The following is a 17,807-nucleotide window of genomic DNA, read 5'->3' as shown; positions in this document are numbered from 1 at the left end:
TCAGAGCTTGAATTCCGCGATCAGCGGAAGGTGGTCGGACATGCGCCACCAGATGCGCCCGCGCGGGATCTCGACGCCGTTCGGCTTCATGCCGCGCGCGTAGACGTAGTCCAGCTGGGTGAGCGGCAGGCGCGAAGGATAGGTCAGCGCGCGCTCGGCGACGAAGTCCTTCAGCCCCAGGCCGTTCATGGTGGGACGCAGCTTGCCGCCCCAGTCGTTGAAGTCGCCCGCGACGACCACGGGCGCGGTGCGCGGGATCTCGCGCTCGATGTAGCGCCCGAGCTGTTCGACCTGCCGCACGCGGCTGGCGGCGATCAGCCCGAGGTGCAGCACGATGACGTGCACCTGCCGCCGCCCGACCTTCACCTGCACGTGCAGCAGGCCGCGCTGCTCGAAGCGGTGGTCCGACATGTCCTCGTGGCCGTGCGAGACCACCGGCCAGCGGGAGAGCAGCGCGTTGCCGTGCTCCCCGTGCTTGGTCCTCGCGTTCGTCTGGTAGACGGCCTGGTAGCCCTCCGGGCAGAGGAACTCCGCCTGCGGCAGTTCGGGCCAGCGCTTGAAGTACATCTCCTCGGTGCGGTGGAGCTTGCGCACCTCCTGCAGGCACACGATGTCGGCGTCCAGCCCTTCGACCGCATGGCCGAGGTTGTGGATCTCGAGCCGCCGCACCGGCCCCAGGCCCTGCACACCCTTGTGGATGTTGTAGGTGGCGATGCGCAGCAGGCTCATGCCATGAATTCTGGCAGCATCAGGATGGCTTCGGCGTTGGACGGCGAGAAGCAGGCATCGGCCGCCTGCCGCCAAGGTAACCAGCGGTAGGTCGTGTGCTCGCGGGGGTTCAGGACGACGGGCGTCCCCGCCGCGACCTGGAGGCCGAACACGTGCTCGGTGTTGCGCGTGACGCCCGGCGCGTAGCGGTGCAGCCAGCGCGGATAGATGTCGTAGACGTTCTCCAGCCGCCAGTCCGCCAGGCGGCCGGCCGCGCAATCGATCCCCGTCTCCTCGCGCACCTCGCGGATCGCCGTTTCCTCGAAGCTCTCGTCCTCCCGGTCCTTGGCGCCCGTCACGGATTGCCAGAATTCCGGTGCGTCCGCACGGTTGATCAGCAACACGTCGAGCGCGGGCGTGTGGATCACGACCAGCACGGACTGCGGGATCTTGAAGGGCCGAGCGGACACGCATCCGAGAATATCGTCATTCCCGCGCAGGCGGGAATCCAGGGCGCCCAAAGAAAAAGCGGCCACCGGCCGCTTCCTCGAAAGCCCTGAATCCCCGCCTTCGCGGGGAGGACGGTTGGTCAGGCCGCGGTCGGGTTCCGCAGCCGGATGTGCAGCTCGCGCAGCTGCTTCTCGTCGACGGGGCCGGGCGCCTGGGTCAGCAGGTCCTGCGCGCGCTGGGTCTTGGGGAACGCGATGACGTCGCGCAGCGACTCGGCGCCCGTCATCAGCATGACGAAACGGTCCAGGCCGATGGCGATGCCGCCGTGCGGCGGGGCGCCGTACTGCAGCGCGTCCAGCAGGAAGCCGAACTTCGCCTTGGCTTCCTCCTCGCCGATCTTCAGCGCGCGGAACACCTTGCTCTGCACGTCCTCGCGGTGGATCCGCACGGAACCGCCACCGAGCTCGATGCCGTTGAGCACCGCGTCGTAGGCCTTGGCCAGGCACCGGCCCGGGTCGGTCTCCAGCCAGTCCTCGTGGCCGTCCTTGGGCGAGGTGAACGGGTGGTGCACCGCGTTCCAGCGCTGCGCGTCCTCGTCGAACTCGAACATGGGGAAGTCGACCACCCACAGCGGCTTCCACTGGCCCTCGATCAGGCCGCGCGCCTTGCCGAACTCGCTGTGGCCCACCTTCACGCGCAGCGCGCCGATGGCATCGTTCACCACCTTGGCGCGGTCCGCGCCGAAGAACAGCAGGTCGCCGTTCTGCGCGCCGGTGCGCTTCAGGATCTCGGCGATGGCGGCGTCGTGCAGGTTCTTCACGATCGGCGATTGCAGGCCCTCGCGGCCGGCGGCGACGTCGTTCACCTTGATCCAGGCCAGCCCCTTGGCGCCGTAGATCTTCACGAACTCGGTGTAGCCGTCGATCTCGCCCCGGCTCATCTCGCCGCCGCCCGGCACGCGCAGGCCCACGACGCGGCCGTCTTCCTGGTTCGCGGGGCCCGAGAACACCTTGAAGTCGACGTCCTTCATGACGTCGGTCAGCTCGGTGAACTCCAGCTTCACGCGCAGGTCCGGCTTGTCGGAGCCGTACAGGCGCATCGCGTCGGCGTGCGTCATGACCGGGAAAGCCGGCATGTCGACGTTGATGACGTTCTTGAAGGTGCTGCGGATCATGCCCTCGAACATCGCGCGGATCTCCTCCTCGGTGAGGAAGGAGGTCTCCACGTCGATCTGGGTGAACTCGGGCTGGCGGTCGGCGCGCAGGTCCTCGTCGCGGAAGCACTTGGTGATCTGGTAGTAGCGGTCGAAGCCGGACACCATCAGCAGCTGCTTGAACAGCTGGGGCGACTGCGGCAGCGCGAAGAACATGCCGTCGTGCACGCGGCTGGGCACCAGGTAGTCGCGCGCGCCCTCGGGCGTCGACTTGGTCAGCATCGGCGTCTCGATGTCGATGAAGCCGTTGGCGTCCATGAACTTGCGCACTTCCATCGTCACGCGGTAGCGCAGCATCAGGTTGTTCTGCATGTACGGCCGGCGCAGGTCCAGCACGCGGTGCATCAGGCGCGTCGTCTCCGACAGGTTCTCGTCGTCCAGCTGGAAGGGCGGCGTGACCGACGGGTTCAGCACCGTCAGCTCCTGGCACAGCACCTCGATCTTCCCGCTCTTGAGGTTGTCGTTGACGGTACCGGCGGGACGGGCGCGCACCAGGCCCTTGACCTGGATGCAGAACTCGTTGCGCAGGCCCTCGGCGGCCTTGAACATCTCCGGCCGGTCGGGGTCGCACACCACCTGCACGTAGCCCTCGCGGTCGCGCAGGTCGACGAAGATCACGCCGCCATGGTCGCGGCGGCGGTTCACCCAGCCGCAGAGGGACACGGTCTGGCCCATGAGGGCTTCGGTCACGAGACCGCAATAGGTCGTACGCATGGATTGGGAAGTCACGGACATCACACCCCGCCTTGCGGCGGCGCGTCCTTCGATTAAGGGCTGATCCTGGGGGCGACGACGCCCATGGACACCACGTACTTGAGCGCCTCGTCGACGCTCATCTTCAGTTCGATGCAGTCGCTCTTGCGCAGCATCACGAAATAGCCGCCCGTGGGGTTGGGCGTGGTCGGCACGTAGACGCTCACGAAGTCGTCGCCGCGCAGGTAGTTGGTGACGTCGCCGCCGGGCGAGCCGGTGACGAAGCCGATGGTCCAGACGTCCGGGCGCGGCCACTGCACCAGCACCGCGGTGCGGAAGGCATTGCCGCTCGGCGAGAACAGGGTGTCGGAGACCTGCTTGACGCTGGAATAGATGGAGCGCACCACGGGGATGCGCGAGACGATGCGGTCGCCGACGTTCACCAGCTTCTTGCCGACGAAGTTGCTGGTGATGGCGCCGACGATCAGCAGGATGGCCAGCGTGAGCAGCACGCCGAAGCCGGGGATGTGGATCCCGAAGACCTCGTCGGGGTGCCAGGCACGCGGCAGGATCAGCAGCGTCTGGTCGAGGGTGTCGATGATCCAGCGCAGGACCGCCAGCGTGATCGCGACCGGGACGATGACGAGCAGCCCCGCCAGAAGCCATTTGCGCAGGGCGTGCATCGGATCCTCAGTGGCAGGCGCAGGACGCGCCGCAGCCGCCGGACGCGCTCGGCGCATCCGTCTTGGTGGAAGCGGGAGTGCTGTCCGTCTTGGCCGTGTCGGCCGGCTTGTCCGCGGCCTTGTCGGCGGCGGGGGCGGCGGTGTTGCCGCCGCGGAAATCGGTGGCGTACCAGCCGGAACCCTTGAGCTGGAAGCCGGCAGCCGTGAGCTGCTTGCTGAAGGACTCCGCGCCGCAGGCAGGGCAGACGGTCAGCGGCGCATCCGAGACTTTCTGCAGGACGTCCTTGGCATGGCCGCAGGACCCGCATTTGTAGGCGTAGATGGGCATGGCGTCGGGCGGGCTAGGGATGCAAAGCCCTCAATTATAGGCGGGGGGCGGTTTCTCAAGCCGCCCGCCGGGGGAAAGCCGCCCTCACCGCGCCGGCAGGCCGGCGACGTGCTTCACCGCCTCGTGGCGGTTGCGCAGCTTCTGCGGCGCCAGCGAACCGGCGATCATGCCCAGGAACGCCGCGATCAGGCCCGCGAGCTGGCCCGGGAAGCCTTCGGCCAGCGCCTCGCCGCCCACCTGCGGGAAGAACAGCACCCAGACCGCGATGCCGGCCGCCACCGAGCAGATGGCGCCCTGGGTCGTCGCGCGCTTCCAGTAGATGCCCATGACCAGCGGCACGAACGCCCCGACCAGGGTGACCTGGTACGCGGACGAGACCAGGTCGTAGATGGAGGTGCCCTTCATGGCGATCGCGTAGGCCAGCACGATGGCCGTGAACGCCACGATGGTGAAGCGCATGGCCAGCAGCTGCTCGCGGTCGGTCATGCCGGGACGCAGGTTCTTCAGGATGTTCTCGACGAAGCTGGTCGAAGGCGCCAGCAGCGTCGCCGACGACGTGCTCTTGATGGCGGACAGCAGCGCGCCGAAGAAGAGGATCTGCATCACCAGCGGCATCTTGGTCAGGATGAAGGTGGGCAGCAGGCGCTGGTAGTCGTTCTTGGCCAGCTCCATGGCGCTGTTGCCCATCACGACCACGGCCGCGGCGACGATGAACATGGGCACGAAGGCGAACAGGATGTACGACACGCCGCCGATCACGGCGCCCTTCTGCGCCGTGCCGGCGTCCTTGGCGGACATGACGCGCTGGAAGACGTCCTGCTGCGGGATGCTCCCGAGCATCATGGTCAGGCCGGCGGCGATGAAGAACGCGATCTCGGTGAAGGTCGGCGCCGGGAAGAACTTCCACAGGTCCTGCTGGCTGGCCAGGTCGAACACGGCACCGGCACCGCCGGCCAGTTCCGCGGAGAACACCGCGATGATCGCCAGGCCCACCACCAGCACGATCATCTGGATGAAGTCGGTCCAGGCCACGGCGAGGAAGCCGCCCACCACCACGTACACCAGCACCGCCAGGGTGCCCACGATCATGCCGGCCGTCTCGGACATCGCACCGTTGGTGAGCACGGAGAACACCAGCCCCAGCGCGGTGATCTGCGCGGCGACCCAGCCCAGGTAGCTCAGGATGATGGCGATGGAACAGAAGATCTCGATGCCGCGGCCGTAGCGCTGCCGGTAGAAGTCGCCAATGGTCAGCAGGTTCTGCTTGTACAGGCGGGCCGCGAAGAACACGCCCACCAGGATCAGGCAGGTGCCGGCGCCGAACGGGTCTTCCACGATGGCGTTGAGGCCGCCCTGGACGAACTTGGCCGGGATGCCCATCACGGTTTCGGCCCCGAACCAGGTGGCGAAAGTGGTGGTGATCACCATCGCGAGCGGCAGCCGCCTGCCGGCGATGGCGAAGTCCGCGGTGTTCTTGACGCGGGTGCCCGCCCACACGCCGATGGCGAGGGTGCCGAGCAGGTAAAGGACGACAAACGTGATGAGCGTGGTGTTCATGACAGTCCCCCTGCCCTCCCATGGGCAGCGGCGGCATTATGCATGAGCAAGTTGCGCGCCTAGAACAGCCGCACGCGCACGATGAACTGCATCACGAGCAGTCCCAGGGCGAACCCCAGGCCGCCGTAGATGATCCCCTGCAGCAGGCGGTTGGTGCGGCGCTGCTCCTGCACCAGCTCGCGCAGCTCCTGCTTCTCGCGGTCGTCCCGGCTCGAAAGGTAGGAATGCAGCAGCCGCGGCAGTTCGGGCAGGATCTTGGCGTAGCGCGGCGCCTGGTCGCGCAGTTCCTGGAACAGCTTGTGCGGGCCCACCTGGTCCAGCATCCAGCGCTCCAGGAAGGGCTTGGCGGTGTTCCACAGGTCGAGGTCGGGGTCGAGCTGGCGTCCCAGGCCTTCGATGTTCAGCAGCGTCTTCTGCAGCAGCACCAGCTGCGGCTGGATGTCGACGTTGAAGCGCCGCGACATCTGGAACAGGCGCATCAGCACCATGCCCAGCGAGATCTCGCGCAGCGGGCGGTCGAAGTACGGCTCGCAGACCGTGCGCACCGCGGCCTCCAGCTCGTCGACGCGCGTGCCGGGCGGGACCCAGCCCGATTCGATGTGGAGTTCCGCCACGCGCTTGTAGTCGCGGCGGAAGAAGGCCGTGAAGTTCTGCGCCAGGTAGTCCTTGTCAAACTCCGTCAGCGTCCCGATGATGCCGAAGTCCAGCGAGATGTAGCGGCCGAAGCTGCCCGGCTCCACGCTCACCTGGATGTTGCCCGGGTGCATGTCGGCGTGGAAGAAGCCGTCGCGGAACACCTGCGTGAAGAAGATCGTGACGCCGTCGCGCGCGAGCTGCCGCAGGTCGACGCCGGCGGCCTGCAGGCGGTCCACCTGGGCGATCGGGATGCCGCGCATGCGCTCCATCACGATCACCTCCGGGTGCACGAAGTCCCAGTGCATCTCGGGGATCATCACCAGGTGCAGGCTGGCCATGTTGCGGCGCAGCTGCGCCGCATTTGCCGCCTCGCGCACCAGGTCGAGTTCGTCGTGCAGGTACTTGTCAAACTCCGCCACCACCTCCAGCGGCTTCAGGCGGCGCGCATCGTGGGAGACGGCCTCCACCCAGCCCGCCATCATGCGCATCAGGTCCAGGTCCTTCTCGATCACCGGCAGCATGCCGGGACGCAGGACCTTCACCGCGACGTCGCGCAGTTCGCCATTGCGCAGCCGGATGGTGGCGAAGTGCACCTGCGCGATCGAGGCGCTGGCCACCGGCTCCTGCTCGAAGGTCTCGAAGACCGCCGCCAGCGGGCGCCGGAATGCGCGCTCGATGGTGGCCACCGCCACCGAGGAAGGGAACGGCGGGACGCGGTCCTGCAGCAGCGTGAGCTCGTCGGCGATGTCGGGCGGCAGCAGGTCGCGGCGGGTCGACAGCACCTGGCCGAACTTCACGAAGATGGGGCCGAGGTGTTCCAGCGCCTGGCGCAGGCGCTGGCCGCGCGGCGCATCGAGCTTGCGCCCGAAAGTGATGATCCGCGACAGGCCCCGCAGCCGGAAGCCGGAGAGCGCCAGCTCGTCCAGCCCGTAGCGCAGGATCACCCAGAGGATGAAGGCGGCGCGCAGGTAGCGCGTCATCCGCCGGCCTGCCCGGGAGGCGTGGGCGTCGCCGGCGGCACCGTGCCGGCGGGCGCGGCGTCGCGGCCGCGACCGGCGAACTGCCGCACGGCGTCGGCCATGCGGCGCAGCACCTGCCCGGCCGCATGGGCCGGCGCGTCGCCGAACACCCGGGCCAGGTCTTCCTCGACGTCCCAGCGGACGTGGTCCACCAGCCACTGCACTTCGGCGGCGAGCTGCACGTCGCCGTCGATCCGCACCGGCGGCTTCTCCCCGCGCAGCGCGGCCTGCGCCAAGGACCAGGGCGAATCCTCGCCCACCGTCAGCGTGAGGTCCGGCGCCTGGGTCGGCGCGGCAAGGTCCAGCAACCCGGCCGGCGTCGCCTGCAGGCGCATGCTGAACTGGCGCCAGTGCGCCTCGACCACCCGGCCGGACTGGCGCCTGAGCCGGGCCTGCGCTTCGGGCTCCTGCTGCAGCACGTGGTTCAGGAGCAGGACGGTGCGGTGCTGGACCTCATGGACCATCCAGGCCGGCGGCTGGAGGGCGTCGCCCACCCGGTCGAAGATCTGCCGCAGGAACGAATCGGGGGACTGTGTCGCCATAGTCCCCCGATTATTGATGATGCAGGGCCCCGCGGGCCCTCGATCACTGCAGGGCCTGCACCCCGGCGACCAGCCAGCCGGCGCTGCCGCTCTTCGGCTTGACCATGTTCCAGACCTCGCGGAACGGCGCGGGCCCGGCGGAAGGATCCTCGCGGATCATCCCGGAGAACTCCACGCTGGCCATGTACTCGGTCGCCAGCTCCTCGATGCCGAGCAGCTGCGCCTCGAGCATCACGACGTCGGTGCGCGCGCCGGCCGGCGCCGGCTGCCGGTCCCGTTCGGCCATCTGGTTGCGGATCTCGTGCAGCATGTCGTCGGTCATCATGCTGCGCAGCGTGCCCATGTCCGAGCGGTCCCAGGCGTCCTGCAGGGTCGTGAAGTTGCGCTTGGCCGCCGCCAGGAAGCCTTCGGTGTCGAAGCCGGGCGGCACGCCCCAGTTCTGCGAGCCATCCAGCGCGCCGCGGGCCTGCGCGCCGCTGCCGAGCGCCGAGCCGATGCGGACGCCGCCGGCCGCCGATTCGCGGGATGCGCCGAAGCCCGACGTCGGATCTTCCCAGGGACGCGCGGAAGCATCGTTGCCGACCTTGGCCGGGTTGTACTGGCGCGGCGACACCGGGGCGTCGGCCGAGGCGCCGGCACCCTGGTAGGCGTAGCCCTGGCGCGGCCCGGCCCCGGCGCCGGCACGCCGGCGCAGGATCATGCCGATGACCGCCATGACGACGACGGCCAGCAGGGCGATCAGGAGGATGTTGGCGAACGCCTCGCCGAAGCCGAGGCTGTGCGCCAGCCACGCCAGGCCGAGGCCGGCGGCCAGCCCCGCCAGCATGCCGCCGAAGCCACGCCGCTGCGGCTGTGCCGCGGCAGGCGCCGTGGCGGGCTGCTGGGTAGCGTTGCGCTGCTGTGCATTGGTCGGCGCGCCCGGGGCGGCGGGCGGGGTTGCCTGCCGCTGCGTCACGTTGGGCGACTGGCGGCCGAGCGATCCGCCGCCGCCGAGGCGCCGCGCCGCGTCGGCGTCCATGGCGCCCACGGCCAGCACGCCGGCGAGCAGTACGGTCCAGAGTTTCATGCGTGTCTCCTAGTCGCCTGCAGATGCGGGCTCAGCACTTGATTGCAACATGCAGCGCCGCCACGCCGCCGGTGAGGTTGTGATAGTCGACGTGGCCGAAGCCGCTCTTCCTCATCAGGTCCTTGAGTTCTTCCTGCCCCGGGTGCATGCGGATCGACTCGGCCAGGTACCGGTAGCTGGATTCGTCGCCGGCCACCAGCCGCCCGAGCCGCGGGAGCACCGAGAACGAGTACCAGTCATACGCCTTTTCCAGCGGCCGCGCCACCTTGGAGAACTCCAGCACCAGCAGTTTGCCGCCCGGGCGCAACACCCTGTGCATTTCGGCCAGCGCGGCATCCTTGTGGGTCATGTTGCGCAGGCCGAAGCCCACGGTCACGCGGTCGAAGCTGCCCGTCTCGAACGGCAGTTTCTCCGCGTCGCACACCACCGTGGGCAGGACGACGCCGGCATCGAGCAGGCGGTCGCGTCCGACGCGCAGCATGGAACTGTTGATGTCGGTGTGCACCACCAGCCCGCCGGGGCCGACCTTCGCGGCGAAAGCCTGCGCGAGGTCGCCGGTGCCGCCGGCGAGGTCGAGCACGCGATGGCCCGGCCGGACGTCGGCGACGAGCACCGTGTAGGCTTTCCAGGCGCGGTGCAGCCCCATCGACATCAGGTCGTTCATGAGGTCGTAGCGCGGCGCGACGGAGTCGAACACGCTGCGCACGCGCTTCGCCTTCTCGCGCTCGTCGACCGACTGGAAGCCGAAATGCGTGTTGCTCATGTCAGTGCCCGCACGAGTGGCCGCCGCCGTGCCCCTTCGGGGCCATGGGCGCGTCGCGGTCGACGCCGGCGGCCTCGAGCCGCCGCTGGTAGTCCTCCCACAGCTCCTGCTGCTGCGTGCCCAGGAAGTGGAGGTAGTCCCACGAGAAGATGCCGCTGTCGTGGCCGTCGGTGAACGTCGGCTTGATGCCGTAGTTGCCGACCGGCTCGACGTCCTGGATGCCGACGTCGCGCTTGCCGGTCTGCAGCACCTCCTGGCCGGGGCCGTGGCCCTGCACCTCGGCCGACGGCGAGTACACGCGCATCAGTTCGAAGGGGATGCGGAACTGGGATCCGTCGGAAAAACCCACCTCCAGCACGCGCGACTGCCCGTGCAGGGTGATGGATTCGAGAGTGGGTGTCGCGCTGCTCAGACCGGCCATTGCGCCAGTTTAAGCGCACGCGCTCAGAAGCGCAGGGACACCGTCACGTAGAAGCGGTCGTCGCCCTTCTTGGGCGCGGCGGAATTCACCGCCAGCGGCACGCGGCTGCCCTTCACGATGTAGCCGTAGTCGGCGGTCGCCTCGAAGGCGCCGCGCACGAAGCGCAGGCCGAGGCCGACGCTGGCGAGGCCATCGCTGCTGGGCTTGTTGAAGCCGTTCGGGTTGTTGTTGCGCAGCAGTCCCGCGTCGACGAAGCCGATGGCGCGCAGGCCCTGCGCCAGTTCGGGCGTCGTGATCTCGACGGTGGTCGAGATGCCGCTGTCGCCGGAGATCGGGCGCTCGAGTTCGGTGCCGCGCACCGAGGCGATGCCGCCCAGGCCGAACTGTTCGCCGGAGATCAGCACGTCCGGGCTGTACTGGAACGCGTAGCGGGCCGACCACAGCCAGTCGCCGGCGAGCGGCGCGGTGTAGCTGGCGGCGGCGCGCAGCGCCTTCCAGTGCACGGTGTCCACCCGCGGGTCCTCGCTCTGGTAGGAGGCGAGGTCGTTGTGCGAGCCGCTGCCGGTGTTCCACGCCAGGGCGACGTCGTAGCCCCAGACGGCGGCGTCGGTTTCGGTGCGCGAGGTGTAGCCGAGCACCAGCGGACGGCTGCGGCGGTCCAGGGCGCCGGGCACCACGATGTCGTTGATGCGCGCGGCGTCGAACTGCTTGTCCTCGATGCCCAGGCTCACGTAGCTGCGGCGGCCGCCGCGCGGCGCGAGGTAATGCGTGTAGGCCAGGGCGAAGGTGTGGCCGGCACCGGTGCTGCTGAAGGCGCCGAAGTTGCCGACGACGTCCGACCGCGTGAAGGTGGCACTCACCACGCCGCCCTGCGCGTAGAGCGGCACCTTGTACGACAGGCCCAGCTGCCGCACGTCGTCCGGTTCGGCCAGCGAGGTCGTGTACGCGGCGACGAACGCGTGGTCCAGGTTGAACAGGTTGGTGTGCCCGCCGGAGACGGTGAAGCGGTCGCGCCCGGTGTTCTCGGAGCCGGCATTCGAGAGCGCCACGCCGAAGGTCCACGGGCGCTGCTCCTTGACGGCGATCGTGGCGTCGATCCGGTCCGGCTGCTCGGATTCGCGCAGGCTGACCTGCACCTGCTTGTTCGGGTTCTCGTTGCCGATGGCCGTCTGGATGGCGAGCGTGCGGAAGTTCGGGCTTTCGCCCTCCTTCAGCTCCGGCAGCGCGCGGCGCACGTTCGTGGCATCGTGGATCTGCGCGCCTTCGATGGCCACGCGCCCCACGGTGAACTTGACGATCTGCAGCCTGACCGTGGCGCCCACGTCCTGGGGCGGCAGGGCGACGCGGTGCAGGCCGTAGCCGGCATCGCGCAGCGCCGTCTCGAGCGCGGCGCTGGCCTGCTGCAGCGTCTCCATGGTGGCTTGCGGGCGGACGAACGGGGCCAGGACGCGCTGGGCCTGCGCTTCGCCGAGCGGGTTCTCGCCTTCCACGCGGAAGCCACCGATGGCGAACACGGGCGCCGCCGCCGGGGTGGCCATGGGGGGTGCCGCGCGCTGGACCGCGGGTGCCTGCGCGCCGGCGGCTCCGCTGGCCAGGGCGATGAAGGCAAGCAGGACGTGCCGGGCGGGCCGCGGCGTGACAGGGCCTACGTTCATGTTTCTTTGCCGCTTGTTAGACAGGGAAGTCGGCCATTCTCGTCGCGGGTGAACAATTTGTCACCCGCCACACGGGCTACCTGCAGACGTTGCTGCTGCGGATGCCCAGCTCGCCGAGGATGCTGGTGAGCATGGGGTTGCGCGACGTCGGCATCGGGATGCGGTCGAAGTCCATGAACTTCGGGATCACCGGGGGCCGCCCGACGACGGCGCCGGCGAACCCGGCCTCCCCGTTCCCGAGGTGCAGGATCTCGCGGCCGCTGATGATTTCCACGTGGCCGTCGCGCACGAAGACGAACAGGCCCTCGCTCGCGTCGTTGACGTCGCCGGCGCCGAACAGGTTGCCCGGCACGTCGACCTGGTCGGGCCGCGGGCCGTCGATGTTCGGCTGGTTGGTGATCTGCTGGATCGGGCCGCTGGGCGGGATGAAGAGGCCCTGGCCGGACTGCAGCACCTGCAGCGCCGTCTGCCCGGGCTGGCCGACCTCGATCGAGCCGAGCCACGTCCACAGGGTCGTGCCGGTGCCGCCGTCCGTGGACGGCTCGCCGGCGCACGGCCCGGTGCAGAGCACGTCGAAGCCGGTGCCGCGGATGCCGATGGTGGCGGTGGCGGTGCTGAAGCCGACGTTGCGCGTGTTGGCGCGGGCGATGAGCCCGGTCAGCGCGCGAACCGAGCCGCGCAGGATGGACGCCAGGAAGCGGCCTTCGCCCGCGTTGCGGTCGTCATAGACGAAGTTGTCCAGGCGGAAGCGCGTCTGCGATCCCAGCGACACGCGGCTGTCGTCGCGGAACACGAGCACGGCCTGGCCGCCACGCGCCGTCTCGACGACGTCGCCGGGGTAGACGCTGCCGCCGTTGACCAGGCGCCGGCGCCCGCCGGCACCGTCCAGCGCGTACACCTCGCCCTGGGCATTGACGATCTTCGCGCTCGCCTGCGCCGCGTTGGGGCGGGCGGCGTCGGGGATCTGGTTGGACTCCTGCACGCACTCGCGGCCGCTGCACAGACGGGCGTCGAAGTCGGTGCCGCGGATGCCGATGGTGGCCGTGCTGGTCTGCACGCGGGCCGCGTTGGGGGAATTCTTGGAGATCACGCCCGTGACGGCGCGGAAGCCGCCGCGCACCAGCTGCATCAGGAAGCTGTTGTCCGGCGCGTTCTCGCGGAACTGGTACTGCTGCAGCACGAGTTCGGAGTTGGGCCGCACCGTCATGCGCGTGCCGTCGTTCAGCCGGATGATCGCGCTGGCGCCTTCGGACGTGGTGAGCCGGTCACCTTCGCGCAGCGGCAGGCCGCGGCCCAGGGTGCGGGGCGTCTGCCCCGGCGTCTGGGCGAATCCGACGCCGCGCGAGAACTCCACCTCGCCGGCGGACTGGGCGTGCACCGCGGGCGCGGACAGGAATGCCGCGGCGACGGCCAGGGCGGCCAGCCATGGGTGGCGATGTGTTGCGGCAAGCATGGACCAACCTCCGGTAACCGGTGTTGCAACCGGAATCCTCGACTCCCCGGGTTATACACGGTTGAGGCAGAGCCTACCGCATCCGGTCGGGAGAGGGCCGCGGGAGCGTCGTGCGGGATTTCACGGCGCCGTGCGTTTTCAGGCGGGGGGCTGCAGCCGCGAAACCAGGTCCGCTTCAAGCGAGGGAAGCAGCGCCGACAGGCCGGCGATCCGTTCGCGATCGGCGGTGCGCAGGGGCTGCGCCCAGACGGCGCCGGGGAAATGGCTGTCCCAGTCGAACCGGGCGATCACGTGCCAGTGCAGGTGCGGCACCGCATTGCCCAGGCTCGCGAGGTTCACCTTGGCCGGCCGCAGGTGGCGCAGGAGGGCCTGCTCCACGGCGACCACGACCTCCAGGCACTCCGCGCGATCCGCCGGCGCCAGCGCGGAGAACTCCCGCACATGCTCCTGCCAGACGACGCGGTAGAACGCCGGGAACCCGGGTTCGTCGGCATGCACCAGGCGCCAGCGCGCACCCTGCACCAGCAGGCGGCCGCCCGGCCCCTCGCACAACGGGCAGCCGGCCGGCGCCGTCACACCAGCACCCGCTCGATGCCGCCCGCGTTGGCGGCGCGCACGTAGTCCTTCATCCAGTCCGCGCCGAGGATCTTGTTCGCCATCTCGACGACGATGTAGTCGGCCTCGAGCAGGCCGTTCTGCAGGTCGTGGTTGTAGCGGTGCATACCCTGCAGGCAGCTGGGGCAGCTGGTGAGGATCTTGATGTTGTCCTTCTCGCCGACCGCGCCGGTGGCCCGCAGCGCCGCTTCGTCCTTGCGCAGCTCCTCTTCCTTGCGGAAGCGGACCTGTGTCGCGATGTCGGGGCGGGTGACGCCGAAGGTGCCGGATTCGCCGCAGCAGCGCTCGGACTTGCGCACGTTCTCGCCCACCAGCGCCTTGACCGTCTTCATCGGCTCCTGCAGCTTCATCGGCGTGTGGCAGGGGTCGTGGTACAGGTAGCCGCCGGCGCCTTCGAGCTTGATGCCCTTTTCGAGCAGGTACTCGTGGATGTCGATGATGCGGCAGCCCGGGAAGATCTTGTCGAACTCGTAGCCCTGCAGCTGGTCGTAGCAGGTGCCGCAGGAGACCACCACGGTCTTGATGTCCAGGTAGTTCAGCGTATTCGCCACGCGGTGGAACAGCACCCGGTTGTCGGTGATCATCTTCTCGGCCTTGTCGAACTGGCCGGAACCGCGCTGCGGATAGCCGCAGCACAGGTAGCCGGGCGGCAGCACGGTCTGCACGCCGGCGTGCCAGAGCATCGCCTGCGTCGCCAGGCCGACCTGCGAGAACAGCCGTTCGGAGCCGCAACCGGGGAAGTAGAAGACCGCTTCCGACTCCGCCGTCGTGGCCTGCGGGTCGCGGATGATGGGGACGTAGTCCTTGTCCTCGATGTCCAGCAGCGCGCGCGAGGTCTTGTTCGGCAGGCCCTTGGGCAGCTTCTTGTTGACGAAGTGGATCACCTGCTCCTTGATGGGAGCGGCGAAGTGCGTCTCCGGCGGCTTCGTCACCTGCAGGTGGGCGAAGCCGCGCAGCAGGTTGTTGGCGAGGCGCTGCGCCTTGAAGGCCACGCCCACCATCGCGCCGCGCACCAGCTTGATCGTCTGCGGATTCGTCGCGTTCAGCATGAACATCGCCGCGGCATTGCCGGGCCGGAAGCTCTTCTGCCCCATCTTGCGCAGCAGGTTGCGCATGTTCATGGAGACGTCGCCGAAGTCGATCTTCACCGGGCAGGGGTTGGCGCACTTGTGGCAGACCGTGCAGTGGTCGGAGACGTCCTCGAACTCCTCCCAGTGCTTGATCGACACGCCGCGGCGCGTCTGCTCCTCGTAGAGGAAGGCCTCCACCAGCAGCGAGGTGGCCAGGATCTTGTTGCGCGGGCTGTACAGCAGGTTGGCGCGCGGCACGTGGGTCGCGCAGACGGGCTTGCACTTGCCGCAGCGCAGGCAGTCCTTGATGGAATCGGAGATCGCGCCGATGTCCGACTGCTGCATGATGATCGACTCGTGCCCCATCAGCCCGAACGAAGGCGTGTAGGCGTTCGTGAGGTCCGCGTAGACCGAGGTGTCGGCATCCACCCCGCCGACGGTGGACGGCCGCAGCAGCTTGCCCTTGTTGAAGCGGCCTTCCGGGTCGACGCGATTCTTGTAGTCGGCGAAGGGCGCGATCTCCTCGTCGGTCAGGAATTCGAGCTTCGTGATGCCGATGCCGTGCTCGCCGGAGATCACGCCGTCGAGCGACCGCGCCAGCGCCATGATGCGCTTCACGGCCTCGTGCGCCGACTGCAGCATGGCGTAGTCGTCGCTGTTGACCGGGATGTTGGTGTGCACGTTGCCGTCGCCGGCGTGCATGTGCAGCGCCACCCAGACGCGGCCCTTGAGCACGCGCTGGTGGATCGCGTTCACCTCGCCGAGGATGGGCGCGAACGGGTTGCCCGAGAAGATGGCGGCCAGCGGCGCGCGGATCTGCGTCTTCCAGCTGGCGCGCAGGGTGTGGTCCTGCAGCTGCGGGAACAGGTCCCCGACGTTGGCCAGCCAGTCCTGCCACTGCGCGCGCACGCCGCGCACCAGGGCCAGCGCCTGCTGCACGCGGTCCTCCAGCAGCTCGGCGGACGGGATCTCGCCGGCGTCGTCCTGCTTGCCCAGGGGCAGGCGGCCGCGCTCGAAGAACGCTTCCAGTTCGTCGGCCAGCTGGATCTTGTTGCGCAGCGACAGCTCGATGTTGATGCGCTCGATGCCGTCGGTGTATTCCGCCATCCGCGGCAGCGGGATCACGACGTCCTCGTTGATCTTGAAGGCGTTGGTGTGCTTGCTGATCGCCGCCGTGCGCTTGCGGTCCAGCCAGAACTTCTTGCGCGCCTCGGGGCTCACCGCCACGAAGCCTTCGCCGCTGCGCGAGTTGGCCAGGCGCACGACTTCGGACGTGGCGCGGGCCACCGCGTCGGGATCGTCGCCGGCGATGTCGCCGATCAGCACCATCTTCGGCAGGCCGCCGCGCTTGGACTTCGTGGCATAGCCCACGGCCTTTAGGTAGCGGTCGTCCAGGTGCTCCAGGCCGGCCAGCACGACGCCCGTGCGCTTCTGCTCGGCGAACATGAAGTCCTTGATCTCCACGATCGACGGCACGGCGTCGCGCGCGTTGCCGAAGAATTCCATGCACACGGTGCGCGTGTGCTGCGGCATGCGGTGCACCACCCAGCGCGCGCTGGTGATCAGGCCGTCGCAGCCTTCCTTCTGGATGCCGGGCAGGCCGGACAGGAACTTGTCGGTGACGTCCTTGCCGAGGCCTTCCTTGCGGAAGCTCGCGCCCGGGATCTCCAGCCGCTCCGTGCGCCGCGGTTTCGTCCAGTCGATCTTCGATGCGGCGTCGAAATAGCGCAGCTCGAAGGTCGCCACCGGCGCGTCATGGATCTTGCCGAGGTTGTGGTCGAGGCGGACGACCTCGAGCCAGTCGGCCTGCGGTGTGACCATGCGCCACGACACGAGGTTGTCCAGCGCCGTGCCCCACAGCACCGCCTTCTTGCCGCCCGCGTTCATCGCGATGTTGCCGCCGATGCAGGACGCTTCCGCCGAGGTCGGGTCGACGGCGAAGACGAAGCCGGCGCGCTCGGCGGCGTCGGACACGCGCTGCGTGACGACGCCCGCTTCGGTCCACACCGTGGCGACCGGCTCGGCGTGGCCGGCGATCGCGATCTTCTCGACCTCGGTCATGGTCTCGAGCTTCTCGGTGTTGATCACCGCGCTCTTCCAGGTCAGCGGGATCGCGCCGCCGGTATAGCCCGTGCCGCCGCCGCGCGGGATGATGGTCAGGCCCAGCTCGATGCAGCCCTTGACCAGGCCGGCCATCTCGGCCTCGGTGTCCGGGGTCAGCACCACGAACGGGTATTCGACGCGCCAGTCGGTCGCGTCCGTCACGTGCGAGACACGCGACAGGCCGTCGAACTTGATGTTGTCCTTGGCCGTGTAGCGGCGCAGCAGGCGCGTGGCTCGGGTGCGCAGGGCTGCGGTTTCCGTGAAGGCGGCGTCGAAGTGGTGGACCGCGGCACGCGCGGCCTCCAGCAGTTCGCCGACCAGGGCGTTGCGCTGTGCATCGCTGTCCGGGTCGCGCCGCTTCTCGACCTCGTGCAGCCGGTGCTGCAGGGCTTCGACCAGCAGCCGCCGCCGCTTCGGGTTGTCCAGCAGGTCGTCCTGCAGGTACGGGTTGCGCTGCACGACCCAGATGTCGCCCAGCACCTCGTAGAGCATCCGGGCGGAGCGGCCGGTGCGGCGCTCCTCGCGCAGCTGGTTCAGCACCTCCCACGCACGCGAGCCGAGCACGCGGATCACGATCTCGCGGTCGGAGAACGAGGTGTAGTTGTAGGGGATCTCGCGCAGGCGCGGCGCTTCGCCGCCGACCGCAGCCATGAGTTGTTCGAGTGTGGTTGGCGCGTTCATTCGGTCAGTGCAATGTCAGCCAAACGGATGCAGCCCCGGCTGAATAGGCATGTTACCGCAGCGCAGCAAAGGACATGGTCCAGGGTCATGGGAAACCCGCTTGCCGCTGCCAGGGGCGGCCTGTCTAATCCGCGTCACAAAGACACCGTAG

The 17,807-nt window shown here is 68.9% G+C and carries 15 protein-coding genes; all 15 read right to left on the bottom strand.

Annotated elements, in window-relative coordinates; genetic code table 11:
• On the bottom strand, positions 1-729 hold the full coding sequence (locus IM787_RS17980; protein ID WP_193678087.1) for an endonuclease/exonuclease/phosphatase family protein: 729 nt from the start codon (positions 727-729) through the stop codon (positions 1-3).
• Positions 726-1,178: a dihydroneopterin triphosphate diphosphatase gene (gene nudB / locus IM787_RS17975; protein ID WP_193678086.1), complete on the bottom strand. Its 453-nt coding sequence runs from the start codon at positions 1,176-1,178 to the stop codon at positions 726-728. Before nudB ends, IM787_RS17980 begins: the two co-directional genes overlap by 4 nt.
• Before the next feature lie 119 nt (positions 1,179-1,297).
• A complete protein-coding gene (gene aspS / locus IM787_RS17970; RefSeq protein WP_193678085.1) occupies positions 1,298-3,085 on the bottom strand; it encodes an aspartate--tRNA ligase in 1,788 nt (595 codons plus the stop codon).
• A 53-nt stretch (positions 3,086-3,138) separates the two neighbouring features.
• Entirely contained in the window at positions 3,139-3,747 is a 609-nt protein-coding gene (locus tag IM787_RS17965) for a DUF502 domain-containing protein (protein WP_193678084.1), read from the bottom strand.
• A gap of 7 nt (positions 3,748-3,754) precedes the next feature.
• A complete protein-coding gene (locus IM787_RS17960; protein WP_193678083.1) occupies positions 3,755-4,075 on the bottom strand; it encodes an FmdB family zinc ribbon protein in 321 nt (106 codons plus the stop codon).
• A gap of 84 nt (positions 4,076-4,159) precedes the next feature.
• A complete protein-coding gene (locus IM787_RS17955; protein WP_193678082.1) occupies positions 4,160-5,632 on the bottom strand; it encodes a high affinity choline transporter 1 in 1,473 nt (490 codons plus the stop codon).
• A gap of 59 nt (positions 5,633-5,691) precedes the next feature.
• Positions 5,692-7,248 (bottom strand): ubiquinone biosynthesis regulatory protein kinase UbiB, encoded by a 1,557-nt coding sequence (gene ubiB / locus IM787_RS17950; protein ID WP_193678081.1) that lies wholly within the window; start codon positions 7,246-7,248, stop codon positions 5,692-5,694.
• Positions 7,245-7,829, bottom strand: coding sequence for a ubiquinone biosynthesis accessory factor UbiJ (locus IM787_RS17945; RefSeq protein ID WP_193678080.1), 585 nt, complete (start codon positions 7,827-7,829; stop codon positions 7,245-7,247). Before IM787_RS17945 ends, ubiB begins: the two co-directional genes overlap by 4 nt.
• Before the next feature lie 43 nt (positions 7,830-7,872).
• Positions 7,873-8,895 (bottom strand): Tim44 domain-containing protein, encoded by a 1,023-nt coding sequence (locus tag IM787_RS17940; protein WP_193678079.1) that lies wholly within the window; start codon positions 8,893-8,895, stop codon positions 7,873-7,875.
• A 31-nt stretch (positions 8,896-8,926) separates the two neighbouring features.
• A complete protein-coding gene (gene ubiE, locus IM787_RS17935; RefSeq protein ID WP_193678078.1) occupies positions 8,927-9,658 on the bottom strand; it encodes a bifunctional demethylmenaquinone methyltransferase/2-methoxy-6-polyprenyl-1,4-benzoquinol methylase UbiE in 732 nt (243 codons plus the stop codon).
• A gap of 1 nt (position 9,659) precedes the next feature.
• The gene (locus IM787_RS17930; RefSeq protein ID WP_193678077.1) at positions 9,660-10,079 is read right to left on the bottom strand and encodes a gamma-butyrobetaine hydroxylase family protein; all 420 of its coding nucleotides are present in this window, start codon (positions 10,077-10,079) and stop codon (positions 9,660-9,662) included.
• A 23-nt stretch (positions 10,080-10,102) separates the two neighbouring features.
• Positions 10,103-11,734, bottom strand: a complete 1,632-nt coding sequence (locus tag IM787_RS17925; protein ID WP_193678076.1) for a ShlB/FhaC/HecB family hemolysin secretion/activation protein — start codon at positions 11,732-11,734, stop codon at positions 10,103-10,105.
• A gap of 76 nt (positions 11,735-11,810) precedes the next feature.
• The gene (locus tag IM787_RS17920; protein ID WP_193678075.1) at positions 11,811-13,187 is read right to left on the bottom strand and encodes a FecR family protein; all 1,377 of its coding nucleotides are present in this window, start codon (positions 13,185-13,187) and stop codon (positions 11,811-11,813) included.
• A 138-nt stretch (positions 13,188-13,325) separates the two neighbouring features.
• Positions 13,326-13,763 carry an HIT family protein gene (locus IM787_RS17915; RefSeq protein ID WP_193678074.1) on the bottom strand — a complete coding sequence of 146 codons (438 nt, stop codon included), beginning with the start codon at positions 13,761-13,763 and terminating at the stop codon, positions 13,326-13,328.
• Positions 13,760-17,656 carry a DUF3683 domain-containing protein gene (locus IM787_RS17910; RefSeq protein ID WP_193678073.1) on the bottom strand — a complete coding sequence of 1,299 codons (3,897 nt, stop codon included), beginning with the start codon at positions 17,654-17,656 and terminating at the stop codon, positions 13,760-13,762. Before IM787_RS17910 ends, IM787_RS17915 begins: the two co-directional genes overlap by 4 nt.
• Between the last annotated feature and the right edge of the window lie 151 nt (positions 17,657-17,807).

Origin of the sequence: Ramlibacter pallidus, from assembly GCF_015070875.1 — a bacterium.
GTDB classification, from domain to species: Bacteria; Pseudomonadota; Gammaproteobacteria; order Burkholderiales; family Burkholderiaceae_C; genus Ramlibacter; species Ramlibacter pallidus.
This window is presented reverse-complemented; position numbering and strand designations above follow the sequence as displayed.